Source organism: Streptomyces sp. NPDC059875 (genome assembly GCF_042731085.1).
Taxonomy (GTDB): domain Bacteria; phylum Actinomycetota; class Actinomycetes; order Streptomycetales; family Streptomycetaceae; genus Streptomyces.
Genome location: NZ_JBHWJZ010000038.1, coordinates 45548 through 63873, shown reverse-complemented (window position 1 = coordinate 63873; position 18326 = coordinate 45548). Strand labels below are relative to the sequence as shown.

At 70.9% G+C, this 18326-nt stretch carries 14 protein-coding genes; 7 read left to right on the top strand and 7 right to left on the bottom strand.

Annotation, left to right across the window (positions count from 1 at the left end; translation table 11 throughout):
• Positions 1-139: 139 nt before the first annotated feature.
• Genes ACFV9D_RS32995 through ACFV9D_RS32975 form a run of 5 tightly spaced genes read right to left on the bottom strand, consistent with a single transcriptional unit; the run spans position 140 to position 5568 of the window.
• A complete protein-coding gene (locus tag ACFV9D_RS32995) occupies positions 140-1450 on the bottom strand; it encodes a DUF58 domain-containing protein (protein ID WP_385154544.1) in 1311 nt (436 codons plus the stop codon).
• Positions 1451-1462: 12 nt separating this feature from the next.
• Complete coding sequence (locus ACFV9D_RS32990) at positions 1463-2446, bottom strand: AAA family ATPase (protein ID WP_385154541.1); 984 nt, start codon at positions 2444-2446, stop codon at positions 1463-1465.
• Entirely contained in the window at positions 2443-3651 is a 1209-nt protein-coding gene (locus ACFV9D_RS32985) for a DUF4350 domain-containing protein (protein WP_385154538.1), read from the bottom strand. Before ACFV9D_RS32985 ends, ACFV9D_RS32990 begins: the two co-directional genes overlap by 4 nt.
• Complete coding sequence (locus tag ACFV9D_RS32980; protein ID WP_385154535.1) at positions 3648-4337, bottom strand: DUF4129 domain-containing protein; 690 nt, start codon at positions 4335-4337, stop codon at positions 3648-3650. The genes ACFV9D_RS32985 and ACFV9D_RS32980 overlap by 4 nt, the downstream gene beginning before the upstream one ends.
• Before the next feature lie 4 nt (positions 4338-4341).
• Positions 4342-5568, bottom strand: a complete 1227-nt coding sequence (locus ACFV9D_RS32975; RefSeq protein ID WP_385154532.1) for a hypothetical protein — start codon at positions 5566-5568, stop codon at positions 4342-4344.
• A gap of 451 nt (positions 5569-6019) precedes the next feature.
• Between ACFV9D_RS32975 and mtrA the strand changes: the two genes are divergently transcribed.
• From mtrA to ACFV9D_RS32945, 6 genes are all read left to right on the top strand, one after another.
• Positions 6020-6697 carry a two-component system response regulator MtrA gene (mtrA, locus tag ACFV9D_RS32970; protein WP_009333493.1) on the top strand — a complete coding sequence of 226 codons (678 nt, stop codon included), beginning with the start codon at positions 6020-6022 and terminating at the stop codon, positions 6695-6697.
• 1 nt (position 6698) lies between these two features.
• Positions 6699-8711, top strand: a complete 2013-nt coding sequence (gene mtrB, locus ACFV9D_RS32965; RefSeq protein WP_385154527.1) for an MtrAB system histidine kinase MtrB — start codon at positions 6699-6701, stop codon at positions 8709-8711.
• Complete coding sequence (locus tag ACFV9D_RS32960; RefSeq protein WP_385154524.1) at positions 8701-10566, top strand: LpqB family beta-propeller domain-containing protein; 1866 nt, start codon at positions 8701-8703, stop codon at positions 10564-10566. The genes mtrB and ACFV9D_RS32960 overlap by 11 nt, the downstream gene beginning before the upstream one ends.
• Before the next feature lie 125 nt (positions 10567-10691).
• On the top strand, positions 10692-11462 hold the full coding sequence (locus ACFV9D_RS32955; protein WP_385154521.1) for a ComF family protein: 771 nt from the start codon (positions 10692-10694) through the stop codon (positions 11460-11462).
• 330 nt (positions 11463-11792) lie between these two features.
• Positions 11793-12473 carry a ribosome hibernation-promoting factor, HPF/YfiA family gene (gene hpf, locus ACFV9D_RS32950; protein ID WP_385154518.1) on the top strand — a complete coding sequence of 227 codons (681 nt, stop codon included), beginning with the start codon at positions 11793-11795 and terminating at the stop codon, positions 12471-12473.
• 219 nt (positions 12474-12692) lie between these two features.
• A complete protein-coding gene (locus ACFV9D_RS32945; RefSeq protein ID WP_385154515.1) occupies positions 12693-13448 on the top strand; it encodes a response regulator in 756 nt (251 codons plus the stop codon).
• A 19-nt stretch (positions 13449-13467) separates the two neighbouring features.
• Here ACFV9D_RS32945 and ACFV9D_RS32940 read toward each other — a convergent pair whose 3' ends face one another.
• Together ACFV9D_RS32940 and ACFV9D_RS32935 are read right to left on the bottom strand one after the other, a co-directional pair.
• Positions 13468-14631, bottom strand: coding sequence for a winged helix-turn-helix domain-containing protein (locus tag ACFV9D_RS32940; RefSeq protein ID WP_385154512.1), 1164 nt, complete (start codon positions 14629-14631; stop codon positions 13468-13470).
• Between the two features lie 30 nt (positions 14632-14661).
• On the bottom strand, positions 14662-15243 hold the full coding sequence (locus ACFV9D_RS32935) for a GNAT family N-acetyltransferase (protein ID WP_385154509.1): 582 nt from the start codon (positions 15241-15243) through the stop codon (positions 14662-14664).
• A gap of 239 nt (positions 15244-15482) precedes the next feature.
• On the opposite strand from ACFV9D_RS32935, the gene secA reads away from it, so the two are divergent.
• Positions 15483-18293, top strand: coding sequence for a preprotein translocase subunit SecA (gene secA, locus ACFV9D_RS32930; RefSeq protein WP_385154506.1), 2811 nt, complete (start codon positions 15483-15485; stop codon positions 18291-18293).
• Positions 18294-18326 lie beyond the last annotated feature (33 nt).

Here is an 18326-nt window from a genome sequence, read left to right as displayed (position 1 = left end):
AGGGGGGACCCTGTGGGAGAGTAGGACGCCGCCGAACAATCATTGTGGGAAAGCCCCGCACCTTCTGGTGCGGGGCTTTTCTGCGTTCTGGATCAGTACCGAACTGTGGGGCTCCCTTCCGGGAGCCCCACTGGTGTTTTCAGAGGCGGCCGGCCGCCTTGAGTGCGAGGTAGGCGTCCGCCAGTGCGGGCGCGAGATTGTCAGGGGTGGCGTCCACGACCGTGACGCCGTGGCGGCGGAGTTGGTCAGCCGTGCGGTGGCGCTGGGCCTGGGCCTGGGTGGCCGCGGCGGCCTCGTAGACGCCGTCGATCGTGCCGCGGTTCGCTGCCATGTGGGCCGTGTGCGGATCGGCGACGGAGGCCACGAGGACCGTGTGGCGCTGGGTGAGCTGAGGGAGGACCGGGAGAAGGCCCTCCTCGATCGGGGCCGCGTCGAGGCTGGTGAGCAGGACGAGGAGCGAGCGGCGCGGGGCCCGGGCCAGTGCCGTGGCGGCCAGGGAGCGGGCGTCCGTCTCCACGAGCTCGGGCTCGAGCGGGGCGAGGGCGTTGACCACTGCGGGCAGGACGTCGGCGGCCGAGCGGCCTTGGACCTGGGCGCGCAGGCGGCGGTCGTAGGCCAGGAGGCCGACGCGGTCGCCGGCTCGGGAGGCGAGCGCGGTGAGGAGCAGTGCGGCGTCCATCGCGGCGTCGAGGCGGGGGACGTCTCCGACGCGGCCCGCGGACGTACGGCCGGTGTCGAGCACGATCAGGATGTGGCGGTCGCGCTCCGGGCGCCAGGTGCGGACGGCAACGGTGGTCTGGCGGGCCGTTGCCCGCCAGTCGATGGAGCGGGTGTCGTCACCGGGGACGTACTCGCGGAGGCTGTCGAATTCCGTGCCTTCGCCGCGGGTGAGGACGCTGGTGCGGCCGTCGAGTTCGCGGAGGCGGGCCAGTCGTGAGGGCAGGTGTTTGCGGCTGGTGAACGGCGGCAGCACGCGGACGGTCCACGGGACGTCGTGGTTGCCCTGTCGGGCGGCCAGGCCGAGGGGGCCGTAGGAGCGGACGGTGACGCGCTCCGCGTGGCGGTCGCCGCGGCGGGTGGGGCGCAGGGCCGTGGTGATCCGGCGGCGTTCGCCGGCGGGCACGGTGAGCTTGTGCCGGGAGGCGGCCTGGTCGGTGCCGGGGAGCCAGCTGCTCGGCGGCCAGGCGTCGCGGAGTTGGGCGCGCAGGCGTCGTCGGGAGGTGTTGGTGACGGTGAGCTGAACGTCCGCCGCGTCACCCAGTCGAACTGTTGTGTCACCGCTTCGGGTGAACTGCAGCGTTCGCACTGGCGCGGCCATCGCGTAGTCGCACAGAATTGCGAGTGAGAGGGGCGCGTTCACCGCGAGCATCCCCGTCCAAGTGGGGGCGAGGATGCCCACGGGCAGCGATCCGAGGGCGGCGAGCAGTGCGGTTCGTCCGGTGAGGGCCATGGGGCGCCGTTCTCAGCGGGGTACGGGGACGTGGGCGAGGATCGAGTTGATGACGGAGTCGGCGGTGACTCCTTCCATCTCGGCCTCGGGCCGCAGCTGGATGCGGTGACGCAGGGTGGGCAGGGCCAGGGCCTTCACATCGTCCGGGGTGACATAGTCCCGGCCGGTGAGCCAGGCCCAGGCGCGGGCGGTGGAGAGCAGGGCGGTGGCACCTCGGGGGGAGACACCGAGGGTGAGTGAGGGGGATTCACGCGTGGCACGACAGATATCGACGACATAGCCGGCGATCTCGGGGGACACCGAGGTCTTGGCGACGGCCTCGCGGGCGGCCTCGAGTTCGGCGGGGCCGGCGACCGGACGGACTCCGGCGGCCTGGAGGTCGCGGGGGTTGAAGCCGTTCGCATGCCGGGTCAGGACGTTGATCTCGTCCTCGCGCGAGGGCAGCGGGACGGTCAGCTTCAGCAGGAACCGGTCGAGCTGGGCCTCGGGGAGCGGGTAGGTGCCCTCGTACTCGACCGGGTTCTGGGTCGCGGCGACCAGGAACGGGTCGGGGAGCGGGCGGGGGGTGCCGTCGACGGTGACCTGGCGCTCCTCCATGGCCTCCAGGAGCGAGGACTGGGTCTTGGGAGGGGTGCGGTTGATCTCGTCGGCGATCAGCAGGTTGGTGAAGACAGGACCGGGCTGGAAGGAGAACTCAGCGGTACGGGCGTCGTAGACCAGTGAGCCGGTGACGTCGCTCGGCATCAGGTCGGGGGTGAACTGGACGCGCTTGGTGTCGAGTTCGAGGGTGGCGGCGAGCGCGCGGACGAGCAGCGTCTTGGCGACGCCGGGGACGCCTTCGAGGAGGACGTGGCCCCGGCAGAGCAGGGCGACGACGAGTCCGGTGACGGCGGGGTCCTGGCCGACCACCGCCTTCGCGATCTCGGTGCGCAGGGCCTCCAGGGAGGCGCGGGCGCTGTCCGAGTTCGTAGCGGTCTCGGGGGTCGGGGCGCTCATGAGGTGCGTACCTCTCTTTCGAGGGCGTCGAGTTGGTCTGCCAGGCGGATCAGGGCGGCGTCGTCGGCGGGAGCCGGGCCGAAGAGCAGGTCCCGTGGGTCTGCGGCCGTCTCGGAGAGTCGGGCCGAGAGCGCGGGGAGCAGGATCTCGGGGGAGTGGGCGTCCTGGGAGGCAACGCCGAGGAGGGGGGCGATCCGGGTGCGGGTCGCGGTGCGCAGCACGGCGGCGGCGCGGTCGCGGGCGTTCCCCCGGCGGTAGAGGCGGGCGCGTCCCTCGGTGGCCTCGGAGGCGCGGATGGCGACCGGGAGACGTTCGGTCACGAGAGGGCCGAGGCGCCGGGCTCGCCAGACGGCGGCGAGTAGGGCGGCGAGGGCGAGTTGGAGGGTGCCCCAGAGCCAGCCCGAGGGGATGAGCGAGAGGAAGCTGTCGGTGACGTCGGAGGACTGGCCCTCGGGGGCGCCCTCGGCGAGGGAAGCATCGGAGAGGGAGGGGAGGTACCAGACGAGATGAGCGCGGGAGCCGAGGAGTTGCAGGGCGAGGGAGGCGTTGCCCTGCTTGTCGAGTCGCTCGTTGTAGAGGATGTCGGCGGAGCCGAGGAGCACCGTGTCGCCGCCGCCGGAGTTTGGGACCCTGAGCAGGTGCGGCTGCCCGTCGCTGGGGTAACAGCTGTCGGCCGTGCCGATTCCGGTGGCGTACCGCTCGCCGCCGATGTCGACGCTGCCGGCGCGGGCGGCGGCGGGCAGGGAGCAGTGGGGCTCACGGGCCTTCACCGAGGTGCTGGTGCTGGTGGTGACGCCGGGGGCCAGGGTGCCGACGGACGGGCTGCCCGCGCCGACGAGGACGGTGCGGCTCTGGGACGCCGTCATGACCTGGTGCAGCGTGGACTGCTGGTGGTTCGTCAGCAGATCCGGGGTGGCGACCAGGAGTGTGCTGTCGGCTCCGGTGGCGGCGGTGATCTCGTCGAGGGTGGTGACCACCTGGACGGTGACGCCCTGGGCCTTGAGGATCTCGGCGACGGCCCGGCTGCCGTTGGGGTCGGCGGAGCGGGGGTCGAGGCGGCCGTGGTGGTCGGCGGAGCGCACGGTCGCCAGGACGATGCCGCCGATGAGGATCAGGGCGAGGACGAGGAGCGCCCCGCGGGCCCGGGTCCAGATCTGACGGGGGGTGAGAGAGGCCGAGGTGGTGCTGGTGCGCGTTCGGCTCATTCGGGTGCCCCCGCGGCGGCGGTGTCGAGGGTGGGCCTGGTCCGCTCCAGGGAGGCGTCCAGCTCCTCGATGCGGCGGTACGCGGGCTCGTCGGCGGTGCGGCCACCGTATGTGACGTCGTCGAAGGAGCGGGCGGCGGCGCGGAGTTCGTCCGTGTGGGAGGGCAGGGAACGGCCCGCCTCGGCGGCGGCCTCGTCGGCGGTGCGGCCGGGGCGCGGGTCGAGGAGGGTGCGCTCCTCCAGGGAGCGGACGATCGCCCGCATCCGCTCCTGGACGGCCTGGTTCCAGCGGCCGGCGGCGGCGTGTCGGGCGGCGGCGGCCCGGTGCTCGTCGGCGGTGCGGGGGCCGTCGTCGAACAGTGAGTCCCCTGTGGTGGGGGTTCGCTGCGGAGTGCCGAGCCGCCACCAGAGCGCGCCGACCAGGGCGAGCACGACCACGACGATCACGAGAAGTCCGAGCAGGCCGCCGGGGGTTGCCCCGGAGGCCGTGGCGAAGAGGCTGCCGACCCACTCCCAGAAGCGGTCGAGGCCGCGTTCGAGCAGGCTGGGGTCGTTCTCGTGGTACATCGGCTTGGACAGTTCCCGCTCCGCCGCCTCCTGGGCGGGGACGCGGGGGATGTCCACCGGTACGTCGTCGGCGTACCGGATCGGCAGCCGCGCCGTGATCGTGCCCCCCGTGGTCTGCACCCCGTCAGCTCCCGGTGGCCCGGTCGCCGGGTGCGGGGCCGTAGCCGGGGAGGCCGGCGGCCCGGGCGAGTTCGAGGTCCAGGGCCTCGCGGCGGATGCGCTGGTCCACGTAGAGGAGGACGGTGACGCCGGCGGAGATCGGGTAGGTGATCGCGCTGGTGATGACACCGCCGATGCCGGTGATGATCAGGAACGACCAGCCGAACTCGGGGGTGGAGCCGGAGACCAGGCCGCTGAAGCCTTCGCCGTCGACGGCGAAGGCGACGATCGCGAACGGGACCGCGATGATCATCGCCACGAGGAGGAGCAGCAGCTGTGTCAGCAGCGTGATGCCGAAGATGCGCCACCAGGAGCCCTGGACGAGCTTGGCCGAGCGCTTCATCGACTGGAGGACGCCCTGTCGCTCCAGCATCAGGGCCGACGAGGACAGACTGAAGCGGACCATCAGCCAGACGACGACGACCAGGCCGGCCAGAGCACCGAGGACGGCGAGCGCGCCGCCGGCCTCGTCGCCGAGGAGGATTCCGGGCAGCATGGCGACGAACACGATGGCCGCGCTCATCGCAGGCAGCAGCAGCGTCAGCCCGAGGAGCCCGAGCAGCCGGGGCCGGGACTCCTGCCAGGCGGCACCGATCGAGACCGGGCGGCCCAGGACCGCGCGGCTGATGACCACGGTGAGGAGTGCGGCGCTCACCAGGGTGGCCATCAGCATGATGAGGATCGCGGGGATCGAGCCGATCAGCGTCGCCTGCATGGACTCGCCGAGCTGCGCCAGGGCCTCGTCCGGAGAGGCGTCCGGGTCGAGCGCGGGCGGCGTCGGGACCAGGAAGCGCTGGGCGAGGATGTCGGCGACCTGCGAGATCACGGAGACGGTGACCGTGATCGCCAGGACCGTGCGCCAGTAGGTACGCATCGTCGACACGGCGCCGTCGAGGATCTCGCCCATGCCCAGGGGGCGCAGCGGGATCACACCGGGCTTGGCGGCCGGCGGCTTGCCCCAGTTTCCGTGCTGCGGAGGACCGCCCCAGCCCTGGCCGGGCTGAGGTGCGGGGGCCTGGCCGGGGACGGGGGCCGTCGGCGGGGACCACTGTCCGGCGGGCGGCTGGTCCTTGGACCACTGGGGGGCGGAGCCGTTCGCGTCACCGGGCGTCGCGGGCCGGGGAACCCCGGAACCGTCCTGGCCGTCGGAGGGAGCAGATCCGGGCGAGGTCCAGCCCGGAGTGTCGTTCACGGTCGTCCACCTCGAGGAATGGTCGCGGGGCCGGCTCGGCGAGCCGGCACGGTCACAAGGGCCGCTCTCCTGTGCGGGCGGCGGGCCGTGAGCCATCGTGCCACGAGGGGCCCGCCGTTGGGCGGGGGTCGCTGCCTCCATTCTCGCCTTCGATACGGGCGTTCAGGGGGCAGACTGGGACGTTGGAGACCACGTCGGTCGAGTCTTCGTGCCGGTCGCTGCCAAGGGGCGGAGCCCCGCGAAATGGCCGGGGCCGCTCCATGGGCCGGGCGAGGCGGGTCAGGGTACGGTTCAGGACGGCCGACGGGGGCTACGGGGGTGACATCCATGTCTGACATCAGCACCCACGGACAGGAGCGGCCAACGGTGGACGATCACAGACGTCGCCGCTGGTCAGTGAGGTATCTCACCAGTCGCCTTGAGACTGATACGGAAATGGGATGATGTCGATATGAAGGGACGCGTTCTTGTCGTCGACGACGACACCGCACTGGCCGAGATGCTCGGGATTGTGCTGCGGGGTGAAGGGTTCGAGCCGTCGTTCGTAGCGGACGGTGATAAGGCGCTCGCCGCATTCCGTGAGGCCAAGCCGGACCTGGTGCTGCTGGACCTCATGCTGCCCGGTAGGGACGGCATCGAGGTGTGCCGGCTCATCAGGGCCGAGTCCGGTGTACCCATCGTCATGCTGACGGCCAAGAGCGACACCGTCGACGTGGTGGTGGGGCTCGAGTCCGGGGCCGACGACTACATCGTCAAGCCGTTCAAGCCGAAGGAGCTCGTCGCCCGTATCCGGGCGCGGCTGCGGAGGTCGGAGGAGCCCGCGCCGGAGCAGCTCGCCATCGGCGATCTGGTCATCGACGTGGCCGGTCACTCGGTGAAGCGGGACGGGCAGTCCATCGCCCTGACGCCGCTCGAGTTCGACCTGCTCGTCGCGCTGGCCCGTAAGCCGTGGCAGGTGTTCACCCGTGAGGTCCTGCTGGAGCAGGTCTGGGGCTACCGGCATGCCGCCGACACCCGGCTGGTGAACGTGCACGTCCAGCGACTGCGCTCGAAGGTCGAGAAGGATCCCGAGCGCCCGGAGATCGTGGTGACCGTGCGCGGTGTCGGGTACAAGGCGGGGCCGAGCTGATATGAGCGTAGGCAGTACTGCTCCGAAGCCCGGGGACCCGGGAGTCCGGTCGGGGCGGGCTGCCGGACCGAGGCGGGGGGGCTCGCGATTCGGCCGCCTGTTCCATGGCGGACGTCTGCTCCAGGACGGGGCGCCGGGTGGACCGGTGCTCCGGCTCTTCGCACGCTGGGTGCGTCGTCCGCTGCTGCCCGCCGTACGGCTGTGGCGGCGCAACATCCAGCTGCGGGTCGTCGCGGGCACCCTGCTCATGTCGCTCGGCGTGGTGCTGCTGCTCGGCCTGGTCGTCATAGGCCAGGTCCGCAACGGTCTGCGCGACGCCAAGGAGCAGGCCGCCCAGAGCCAGGCCGCCGGCGGTTTCTCGGCTGCCCAGGACAAGGCGGCGACGACCCCCTATGTGCCCGGCGGGCAGGACGGCGGCCGCGCCGGTGCCTCGCTGACCTGGCGTTCCACGCTGGTCGAGCAGCTCGCCAGTGGTGGCCAGAGCGCGTACAACGTGGTCGCCCTGTCCCTGGAGGACTCGGACGGGCCCGCGAGCCGTGGCGCCCGCGCCTCCGGCGAGGTCGACCCGGCCACGAGCATCCCCGACGACCTGCGGCACTCCGTGGCCCAGGGCGCGGGCACCTTCCAGACGTACACCCGGATCCACTACACCAACGGCAAGGACTCCGAGGCGGGGCTCGTCGTCGGCAAGCGGCTCAACGACGCCGAGGGCACCCAGTACGAGCTGTACTACCTCTTCCCGCTGACGCACGAGGAGGACTCCCTCGCCCTGGTGAAGGGCACGCTGGCGACCGCCGGGCTGTTCGTGGTCGTGCTGCTCGGTGCCATCGCCTGGCTGGTGGTGCGCCAGATCGTCACGCCCGTGCGGATGGCGGCGGGCATCGCCGAGCGGCTCTCGGCGGGCCGCCTCCAGGAACGGATGAAGGTCACCGGCGAGGACGACATCGCCCGGCTCGGTGAGGCCTTCAACAAGATGGCGCAGAGCCTCCAGCTGAAGATCCAGCAGCTGGAGGAGCTCTCACGGATGCAGCGGCGCTTCGTCTCGGACGTGTCGCACGAGCTGCGTACCCCGCTGACGACGGTACGGATGGCGGCGGACGTCATCCACGAGGCCCGGGTCGACTTCGACCCCGTCACGGCGCGCTCCGCCGAGCTGCTCGGCGATCAGCTCGACCGCTTCGAGTCGCTGCTCGCCGATCTGCTGGAGATCAGCCGGTTCGACGCGGGCGCCGCGGCGCTGGAGGCCGAGCCGATAGACCTGCGCCAGGTCGTCCGGCGGGTGATCGGCGGTGCCGAGCCGCTCGCCGAGCGCAAGGGCGGCCGGATCGTGGTCGTCGGCGACGAGCAGCCGGTCGTGGCCGAGGCGGACGCCCGCCGGGTCGAGCGGGTGCTGCGCAACCTCGTCGTCAACGCCGTCGAGCACGGCGAGGGCAAGGACGTCATCGTCCGGCTGGCCGCCGCGGGCGGCGCGGTCGCGGTCGCGGTGCGGGACTACGGCGTGGGCCTCAAGCCGGGCGAGGCGACCCGGGTCTTCAACCGGTTCTGGCGGGCGGACCCGGCACGCGCGCGTACCACCGGCGGTACGGGCCTGGGCCTGTCGATCGCGGTGGAGGACGCGCGGCTGCACGGAGGCTGGCTCCAGGCGTGGGGCGAGCCCGGCGGTGGCTCGCAGTTCCGGCTGACCCTGCCGCGGACGGCGGACGAGCCGTTGCGCGGGTCCCCGATCCCGCTGGAGCCGGAGGACTCACGGCGTAATCGTGAGCAGGCGGCCGCCGGGCCGCGGGAGTCGGAGAACGGCACACGCCGGGTGACGCTGCCGGTGCAGCCCGTGGGGGACCGTCCGGCCCTGTCCGTACCGCCGCGGATGCCCGTGGTGCCGCGGGCCATGGCGGATCCGACGGCCCTGCCGGGCAGTGGTGCGCGGGTGGTCGCGCGGACGGCGGCCGAGGCCGACAGCGGTGAGGCGATGGCGTCGGCGAACGCCGAGGGGGAGGACGGAACAGGTGAGCGCTGACGCCCGAGGACTGCGGTCGTCCGGTGTCGTGCGGGCAGGTGTGCTGCTCGCCGGCGGTGGTCTGCTGGTGACCGGTTGCGCGACGATGCCCGACAGCGGGGACGTACGGAGTGTGAAGGCGTCCAACCCGGGCGACTCGCAGGTCCGGGTGTACGCCGTGCAGCCGCGGGAGAACGCGGAGCCCGACGAGATCGTCGACGGCTTCCTGGAGGCCATGACCAGTGACGACCCCGGTTTCGCCACGGCCCGGAAGTATCTGACCAAGGACGCCGCGCGCTCCTGGAAGCCCGCGCAGAGCATCACCGTGCTCACCACGGCGCCCGACCGTGAGCAGGCCGACCGGCTCGCGGACCCGGAGAGCCAGGGGCGGACGTATCCGATCCGCGGCCGGCAGATCGCCACGGTGGACGCCCGGCACGCGTACCAGCCGATGAGCCCTGCCGAGTACAAGGACTTCATCCACGTGGTGCAGCAGCCCACCGCCGACGGCAAGGGCAAGGAGTGGCGCATCGACCACCTGCCGTCGGGGCTGGTGCTCAGTGAGGCCGACTTCCAGCGCAACTACCGCTCCGTCAACAAGTACTACTTCGCCTCGGGGGAGGACTGGGTCGTCGCCGACCCGGTCTACATCCGGCAGCGGCAGGACCCGGTGACCCGGATGGATCCGGTGACCCAGACCGTGAAGGCGCTGCTTGAGGGGCCCACGAACTGGCTTAAGCCGGCCGTGGATTCGCGTTTCCCCTCCGGTACGGCGCTGAAGGAGGGCGTCACCACGCTCGCGACGGACGACCAGTCCACGCTGAAGGTGCCGCTCAACGCCAAGGCGGACCGGGTGGGCGGCGAGGTGTGCCGGCGGATGGCGGCTCAGTTGCTGTTCACGCTCGGCGATCTGACGTCCGTACGGGTCGAGCAGGTGGAGCTGCAGCGTGCCGACGGCGGGCGGCTGTGCGTGCTGTCCAAGGCGCAGGCGGAGGAGTTCGCCCCGGTGCACGATTCGGGCAGGGCGGAGAACCCGTTCTTCGTCGACGAGCACGGCCTGTTGAAGACGCTGCCGGTCGGCGGCAAGGAGGACGCGGAGGCGGACGCGACGCTGGGGCCGTTCGGCAAGGGCGTGATGCCGCTGCGGTCGGTCGCGGTGGACCGTGAGGAGAGCCGGGCGGCCGGGGTCGGCAAGGACGGGCGGGAGCTGCGCGTCGCGTCGATCCTCTCCGATGACGAGCTGCCCCCCGCGCTGGTGTCGAGCGGTGCGGTGCGGCCCGAGGACCGGTTGTCCGCGCCGAGCTGGGACGGGCGGGGCGATCTGTGGGTGGCGGACCGCGACCCGGTGAAGCCGCGCCTGTGGGTCGTCCCGGGCGGTGACGGGGAGCCCGTCGAGGTCCGGGCCCCCTGGCTCGCGGACGGGGCGCGGGTCGAGTCGCTGCGGGTCTCCGCGGACGGTGTACGGATCGCGCTGCTGCTGAAGGAGAAGGACGGCCGCACCACCCTGAAGATCGGCCGGGTGGAGCGCGAGGGCGGCGGGACGCAGCAGACCGTGTCGGTGGCGGATCTGCAGCCCGTGGCGCCGCGGATGGAGGCCGTCACCGCCGTGTCCTGGGCCGGTCCGAGCCGGCTGGTCGTGGTCGGCAAGGAGGCGGGCGGGGTCCAGCAGGTCCGCTACATCCAGACGGACGGTGCGACCTCTACGGCCTCGGTGCTGCCGGGCCTGAACGGGGTGACGGCGGTCGCCGCGCCGAACGACGAGCGCGCTCCGGTGGTCGCCGACTCGGGCAACGACGGCATCGTGCGGCTGATGCCGGGCGCGAACTGGCAGCGGATGATCAAGGTCGCGGGCTCCGCACCGGTCTATCCGGGGTAGCCGCCGACGTACCGCCGGCCGGTCACCCGCCCGGCCCAGCGCCGTCCCACCGGCGCCGGCCAGCCCCCGCAGCCTCTTTGTCCACAGGGGTGGCCGGAGGGGACCGGCAGGAGGACAGTGGAGCCATGCGGGGGTGGTTGCGCGAGATCGCCGGACTGGTGCTGCCGGTCGCCTGCGGAGGCTGCGGCAGGCCCCGTACGGAGCTGTGCCCGCGGTGCCGGGAGGAGCTGGCAGGCCCCGGCCCTCGCCGGGTACGGCCCGTTCCCGAGCCGGCCGGACTGCCGGTCGTCCATGCCACTGCGCCCTATGCCGACGCCGTACGGTCCGTGCTCCTGGCCCACAAGGAGCGCGGCGCGCTGTCCCTCGCCGGACCCCTGGGGTTCGCCCTCGCCGACGCCGTGGAGGCTGCTGCAGGGCGCTGTGACGCCTCGGAGGCCGGCCCCCTTCTCCTGGTACCGGTGCCCTCGTCATGTCGCTCGGTGCGGGCGCGTGGCCACGATCCGACCCGGCGCATCGCGCTGGCCGCGGCGGGCCGGCTGCGCGGTCGGGGGCGGGCCGCCCGGGTGATTCCGGTGCTGCGCCAGCGCCGGCCCGTGGCGGACCAGTCGGGGCTCGGTGCCCGTGGGCGGTTCGCCAATCTGGCCGGGGCGTTGGAGGTCGTGGCCGGCGGCGCACGGCTCATGGAGGGCGGGCGGGTGGTGCTCGTGGACGATCTGATGACCACGGGTGCCTCGTTGACGGAGGCGGCGCGGGCACTGAGTGCCGTACACCTGCCGTTCATTCGAGGGCGGAGCGCGGGCACGGCGCAAAACGGCGCGGCGGAAAGCGGATTCGTACGGCCCGCGGCGGCGGTAGTCGCATGTTCTCCGTCGTCGTTCGAGATAAACCGGAACTGATGGAGATCTTGCATCGTTGCAGGTGGTGAGAGGTGAAAACACCCGAACGGAGGTATGTGGCTGCAGCGGGTGCCGACACCCGTCCGAACGAGCTATGTTCGGTTGTGAGGAATGGCGAATGCTACGCCTCAGCGAATGCACGGGTGCGCCTACAGGACAGGAGTTCAGGGCGAATTAACCTCGGGTCGGTGGGGTGGGGATCTTGCCGGCTGGGGAGGAGGAGGTGAAAGTCGCCAAGTCCGAGGCTCCGGCATTCACCGGAGTCTGGTGCAAAGGGAGATGCTCAGCGGCCCAGGAGCCGTTCTGAGCGATCCGGGAACGGAGTTCTGCGTGGACATCGTCGTCAAGGGCCGCAAGACCGAGGTGCCCGAGCGGTTCCGCAAGCACGTGGCCGAGAAGCTGAAGCTGGAGAGAATCCAGAAGCTCGACGGCAAGGTGATCAGCCTCGACGTCGAGGTGTCCAAGGAGCACAACCCGCGGCAGGCCGACAGGTCCGACCGTGTGGAGATCACCCTCCACTCCCGAGGCCCGGTGATCCGGGCAGAAGCGGCGGCAGGCGACCCGTACGCAGCGCTGGACCTCGCCAGCGACAAGCTCGAGGCGCGACTGCGCAAGCAGCACGACAAGAGGTACACCCGCCGTGGCAACGGCAGGCTGTCGGCGGCCGAGGTCGCCGATGTGGTGCCGGGCGTCGCCCAGCTCAACGGAAGCGGCGAGCTCGTGAGCGAGGAGTCCGGCGGGGTGCCCACCACGATGATGGGCTCGATCGAAGTGCAGGGCGAAGGCCCGCTGGTGGTCCGCGAGAAGACCCACAGCGCCGCCCCGATGACCCTCGACCAGGCGCTCTACGAGATGGAGCTCGTCGGTCACGACTTCTACCTGTTCGTCGACTCCGACACCAAGCAGCCGAGTGTCGTCTACCGGCGGCACGCGTACGACTACGGCGTCATCCATCTGGAGAGCGACCCGCTCGCCGAGGGCGGCGGCGCCGGTGGTGCCCTCGGCGGCTGACCCGCAGCCGCAGCACCACACCCCACTCTGTCCGTCACGGTGCCCCTGGAGCGCCCCTTGCGCCCCCAGGGGCACCCCCGTGCGATCCCGTGGTGACCACGGGATCACCGCGCCGTCGTCCGGGCATGAAATCATGGCGTGCACGCCAACCGCTGCTTTGAGAGCAGTGGTTGGAGGACCGAACACGAATTCAGGCCACGGCCTTCAGGGGGAGGAACGATGGCGGACAGCTTCGGGCCGGTGCACAGCGGGCGAGAGCCCAATGGCGCGGCCACCCCGGAGGGATCGGATTCGGACAGCGGGGAGTCCCGCAAGGAGCCGATCCGGGTCCTCGTGGTGGACGACCACGCCCTTTTCCGCCGAGGCCTCGAGATCGTCCTCGCCCAGGAGGAGGACATCCAGGTCGTCGGCGAGGCGGGAGACGGGGCGGAGGCCGTCGACAAGGCCGCCGACCTGCTGCCCGATATCGTGCTGATGGACGTCCGGATGCCGAAGCGCGGCGGTATCGAGGCCTGCACCTCCATCAAGGAGGTGGCCCCCAGTGCGAAGATCATCATGCTGACGATCAGCGACGAGGAGGCCGATCTCTATGATGCGATCAAGGCGGGCGCGACCGGGTATCTCCTGAAGGAGATCTCCACCGACGAGGTCGCCACCGCGATTCGCGCGGTGGCCGACGGCCAGTCGCAGATCAGCCCCTCGATGGCGTCCAAGCTCCTCACCGAGTTCAAGTCGATGATCCAGCGGACGGACGAGCGCCGGCTGGTCCCGGCGCCCCGGCTGACCGACCGCGAGCTGGAAGTCCTCAAGCTCGTCGCGACCGGGATGAACAACCGGGACATCGCCAAGGAGTTGTTCATCTCCGAGAACACGGTGAAGAACCACGTCCGCAACATCCTGGAGAAGCTGCAACTGCACTCCAGGATGGAGGCGGTCGTCTACGCGATGAGGGAGAAGATCCTCGAGATCCGCTGAGCCGGAAAGATCCTCGAGATCAGGTGAGCGCGGCCGTCAGCGGGGCGATCAGCTCCGGGCGGTCCGCGCGCTCGATCCGTACCGCGTCGCAGCCCACCCACTCGGCCGCCTCGCGCAGCGCCTGTGCCATCGGAGCGACCGCCTTGGGGGAGTCCAGCGACACCTGCCGGGCCACCAGCGTCCTGCCCTCGCGCGCCGGGTCGACACGGCCCAGAAGCTTCCCGCCCGACAGCAACGGCATGGCGAAGTAGCCGTACACCCGCTTCTGCTTCGGCACGTACGCCTCCAGGCGGTGTGTGAAACCGAAGATCCGCTCCGTGCGCGGCCGCTCCCAGATCAGCGAGTCGAACGGGGAGAGCAGCGTCGTACGGTGCCGGCCGCGCGGCTCCGTCGCCAGCGCCGCCGGGTCGGCCCAGGCCGGCTTGGACCAGCCCGCCACCGTCACCGGCACGAGCCCGGAGGCCTCGACCACCGCGTCGAACGCCTCGCCCTTGAGCCGGTGATAGTCGGCGATGTCCGTGCGCGTGCCCACGCCCAGCGCCTCGCCGGCCTGTCGGACCAGCCGCCGCAGGCACTCGGTGTCGTCCAGGTCGTCATGGAGCAGGGCGTCCGGGATGGCCCGCTCGGCCAGGTCGTAGACCCGCTTCCAGCCGCGCCGCTCGGTGCACACCACCTCGCCGTACATCAGCGCCCGCTCCACGGCGATCTTCGACTCGGACCAGTCCCACCACTCGCCCTTGTTCTTCGCGCCGCCGAGCTCGGTCGCGGTCTGCGGGCCCTCGGTCCGCAGCTGCTTGATCACGGCGTCGTACGCACCGTCCGGCAGGTCGTGGTGCCACTGCGGGCGGGAGCGGTAGGCACGGCGCCGGAAGGCGAAGAGCGGCCACTCCTCGACCGGCAGGATGCAGGCCGCGTGCGACCAGTACTCGAAGGCGTGGCCGTCGGTCCAGTACGCGTCCTCGACCGTCGTACGGCCCACCGCGCCCAGGCGTGCGTACGGGATCAGCTCGTGCGAGCGGGCCAGGACCGAGATCGTGTCCAGCTGCACCTGCCCGAGGTGACGCAGGACGCCCCGCACCCCCGCCCGACGGTCGGGCGCGCCCAGGAATCCCTGGGCACGCAGCGCGATCCGGCGGGCTTCGTCCGCGGACAGTTCGGCGATGGGAGGCGGCACAGTGGTCATGATCCGCACCCTAGAGGGCGGCACTGACACTCAGGCCTCGGACGGGGGAAACGGCAGATACGGCAGCGGGGAGGGCAGGCCCAGATCGGACGGGAGCAGCGCGCCGATCCAGACGTCGCGCAGGGTGCCCTTGTTCGGCAGCGCGGCCCGCAGCGTGCCCTCGATCGTGAAACCTGCCTTCTCGGCGGTCGCGCGCGAACCCGCGTTGCCGACCTCGGCGCGCCACTCCAGGCGCGTGCAGCCGAGCTCCGTGAAGGCCCACCGGGCCAGGGCGAGGACGGCCTCCGTCATGTAGCCGCGGCCGCGGTGCTCCTTGGCTGTCCAGAATCCGACCTCCCACGCCCCCGAGCGGGGGTGGTGGAGCGCTGCGGCGGCCAGGATCGGACCGCCCTCCCGGAGTCGTACGGCGAAGCTGTAGTCGGTGTCGTCGCGCCAGCCGTCGGGGACGAGGCGGTTGAGGAAGAACTCGGCGTCCTGACGCCCGTAGGGCGAGGGGATGGTCGTCCAGCGCTGGATGTCGGGGTCCTGGCAGATCGTGTGGACCTCGTCGGCGTCCTCCGGCACGAACCTGCCGAGGGTCAGACGCTCCGTGGTCAGTGTCTTCGGCTCCATGACGGAATTCTGGTGACGGGACCGGCGGGAAGCGAGCACTTTTCGGGCCCGGCGGCACCTTCGGCGCGTCTCGAGCGTTCTCATTCGGGGCAGCCGTGACGCTCCGGGCCTTCGGGCCTCCCGGCGCAGCGGCGGTCTCGCTTACGATGGCCGTTGCGGTGGGGACCACCTGCCGTGCCCGCGCCAGAGTCCATCACACGACCCAGTGCCAGGCCCGACCGGCAAGGAGACCAGCCTCAGTGTCCGTCTTCAACAAGCTCATGCGTGCAGGCGAAGGCAAGATCCTGCGCAAACTGCACCGCATCGCGGACCAGGTCAACTCCATCGAAGAGGACTTCGTCAACCTCTCCGACGCCGAGTTGCGTGGGCTCACCGAGGAGTACAAGCAGCGGTACGCCGACGGTGAGAGCCTCGACGACCTGCTCCCCGAGGCGTTCGCGACCGTCCGTGAGGCCGCCAAGCGCGTCCTCGGCCAGCGTCACTACGACGTCCAGCTGATGGGCGGCGCGGCGCTGCACCTCGGCTACGTGGCCGAGATGAAGACCGGTGAGGGCAAGACCCTCGTCGGCACGCTCCCGGCGTACCTGAACGCGCTGTCCGGCAAGGGCGTGCACCTGATCACGGTGAACGACTACCTGGCCGAGCGCGACTCCGAGATGATGGGCCGCGTCCACAAGTTCCTGGGCCTGCAGGTCGGCTGCATCCTCGCCAACATGACGCCGGCCCAGCGCCGCGAGCAGTACGCCTGCGACATCACGTACGGCACGAACAACGAGTTCGGCTTCGACTACCTGCGCGACAACATGGCGTGGTCCAAGGACGAGCTCGTCCAGCGCGGCCACAACTACGCCTGTGTCGACGAGGTCGACTCCATCCTCGTCGACGAGGCCCGTACGCCACTGATCATCTCCGGCCCGGCCGACCAGGCCACCAAGTGGTACGGCGACTTCGCCAAGCTGGTCACCCGCCTCACCAAGGGCGAGGCCGGAAACACGCTCAAGGGCATCGAGGAGACCGGCGACTACGAGGTCGACGAGAAGAAGCGCACCGTCGGCATCCACGAGTCCGGCGTCGCCAAGGTCGAGGACTGGCTGGGCATCGACAACCTCTACGAGTCGGTGAACACCCCGCTCGTCGGGTACCTGAACAACGCCATCAAGGCCAAGGAACTCTTCAAGAAGGACAAGGACTACGTCGTCATCGACGGCGAAGTCATGATCGTCGACGAGCACACCGGCCGTATCCTCGCCGGCCGCCGCTACAACGAGGGCATGCACCAGGCGATCGAGGCGAAGGAAGGGGTGGACATCAAGGACGAGAACCAGACCCTCGCCACGATCACCCTGCAGAACTTCTTCCGCCTCTACGACAAGCTCTCCGGCATGACCGGTACGGCCATGACCGAGGCGGCCGAGTTCCACCAGATCTACAAGCTCGGCGTCGTCCCGATCCCGACGAACAGGCCCATGGTCCGCAAGGACCAGTCGGACCTGATCTACCGGACCGAGGTCGCCAAGTTCGCCGCCGTCGTCGACGACATCGCGGAGAAGCACGAGAAGGGCCAGCCGATCCTCGTCGGCACGACGTCGGTCGAGAAGTCGGAGTACCTCTCCCAGCAGCTCTCCAAGCGCGGCATCCAGCACGAGGTGCTCAACGCCAAGCAGCACGACCGTGAGGCGACGATCGTCGCCCAGGCCGGCCGCAAGGGCGCCGTCACCGTCGCCACGAACATGGCCGGCCGAGGCACCGACATCAAGCTCGGCGGCAACCCGGACGACCTGGCCGAGGCCGAGCTGCGCCAGGCGGGCCTGGACCCGGTCGAGCACGTCGAGGAGTGGGCCGCGGCCCTTCCGGCCGCCCTGGAGCGCGCCGAGGCGGCCGTGAAGGCGGAGTTCGAGGAGGTCAAGGACCTCGGCGGGCTGTACGTCCTGGGCACCGAGCGCCACGAGTCCCGCCGGATCGACAACCAGCTGCGCGGTCGTTCCGGCCGTCAGGGCGACCCGGGCGAGTCCCGCTTCTACCTGTCCCTCGGCGACGACCTGATGCGCCTGTTCAAGGCCCAGATGGTCGAGCGCGTCATGGCCATGGCCAACGTGCCGGACGACGTGCCGATCGAGAACAAGATGGTCACGCGCGCCATCGCCTCGGCGCAGTCCCAGGTCGAGACCCAGAACTTCGAGACGCGTAAGAACGTCCTGAAGTACGACGAGGTCCTCAACCGGCAGCGTGAGGTCATCTACGGCGAGCGCCGCCGCGTCCTGGAGGGCGAGGACCTGCACGAGCAGATCCGCCACTTCATGGACGACACGATCGACGACTACATCCGCCAGGAGACCGCCGAGGGCTTCGCGGAGGAGTGGGACCTCGACCGGCTGTGGAACGCGTTCAAGCAGCTCTACCCGGTGAAGGTCACCGTGGACGAGCTGGAGGACGCGGCCGGCGACCGCGCGGGCATCACCGCCGAGTTCATCGCCGAGTCCGTCAAGGACGACATCCACGAGCAGTACGACGCCCGTGAGAAGTCGCTCGGCTCGGACATCATGCGCGAGCTGGAGCGCCGCGTGGTCCTCTCCGTGCTCGACCGCAAGTGGCGCGAGCACCTCTACGAGATGGACTACCTCCAGGAGGGCATCGGCCTGCGCGCGATGGCGCAGAAGGACCCGCTGGTCGAGTACCAGCGGGAGGGCTTCGACATGTTCACCGCGATGATGGAGGGCATCAAGGAGGAGTCCGTCGGCTACCTGTTCAACCTGGAGGTCCAGGTCGAGCAGCAGGTCGAGGAGGTCCCGGTGCAGGACGCGGCCAAGTCCCTCAGCAAGGAGGACGCGGTGCCGGCCGCCGCCGGGCGCCCGGAGATCCGCGCCAAGGGGCTCGACGCCCCGCAGCGTCCGGACCGGCTGCACTTCACCGCGCCGAAGGTGGACGGCGAGGGCAGCATCGTCGAGGGCGACTTCGTCAGTGACGACGCCTCCGCGGGTGGCGACGGGATGACGCGCGCCGAGCGTCGCAAGGCGCAGAAGAGCAGCGGCGGGCGTCGCCGCAAGAAGTAACCCCTTGTGGGGAGGAGGGGCCGGGCACCTGGT

Bases quoted from the DNA above. Each gene is read 5' to 3' on its own strand.
- ACFV9D_RS32995 (WP_385154544.1), bottom strand. From the start codon at position 1,450: ATGGCCCTCACCGGACGAACCGCACTGCTCGCCGCCCTCGGATCGCTG.
- ACFV9D_RS32990 (WP_385154541.1), bottom strand. From the start codon at position 2,446: ATGAGCGCCCCGACCCCCGAGACCGCTACGAACTCGGACAGCGCCCGC.
- ACFV9D_RS32985 (WP_385154538.1), bottom strand. From the start codon at position 3,651: ATGAGCCGAACGCGCACCAGCACCACCTCGGCCTCTCTCACCCCCCGT.
- mtrA (WP_009333493.1), top strand. From the start codon at position 6,020: ATGAAGGGACGCGTTCTTGTCGTCGACGACGACACCGCACTGGCCGAG.
- mtrB (WP_385154527.1), top strand. From the start codon at position 6,699: ATGAGCGTAGGCAGTACTGCTCCGAAGCCCGGGGACCCGGGAGTCCGG.
- ACFV9D_RS32955 (WP_385154521.1), top strand. From the start codon at position 10,692: ATGCGGGGGTGGTTGCGCGAGATCGCCGGACTGGTGCTGCCGGTCGCC.
- ACFV9D_RS32945 (WP_385154515.1), top strand. From the start codon at position 12,693: ATGGCGGACAGCTTCGGGCCGGTGCACAGCGGGCGAGAGCCCAATGGC.
- ACFV9D_RS32940 (WP_385154512.1), bottom strand. From the start codon at position 14,631: ATGACCACTGTGCCGCCTCCCATCGCCGAACTGTCCGCGGACGAAGCC.
- ACFV9D_RS32935 (WP_385154509.1), bottom strand. From the start codon at position 15,243: ATGGAGCCGAAGACACTGACCACGGAGCGTCTGACCCTCGGCAGGTTC.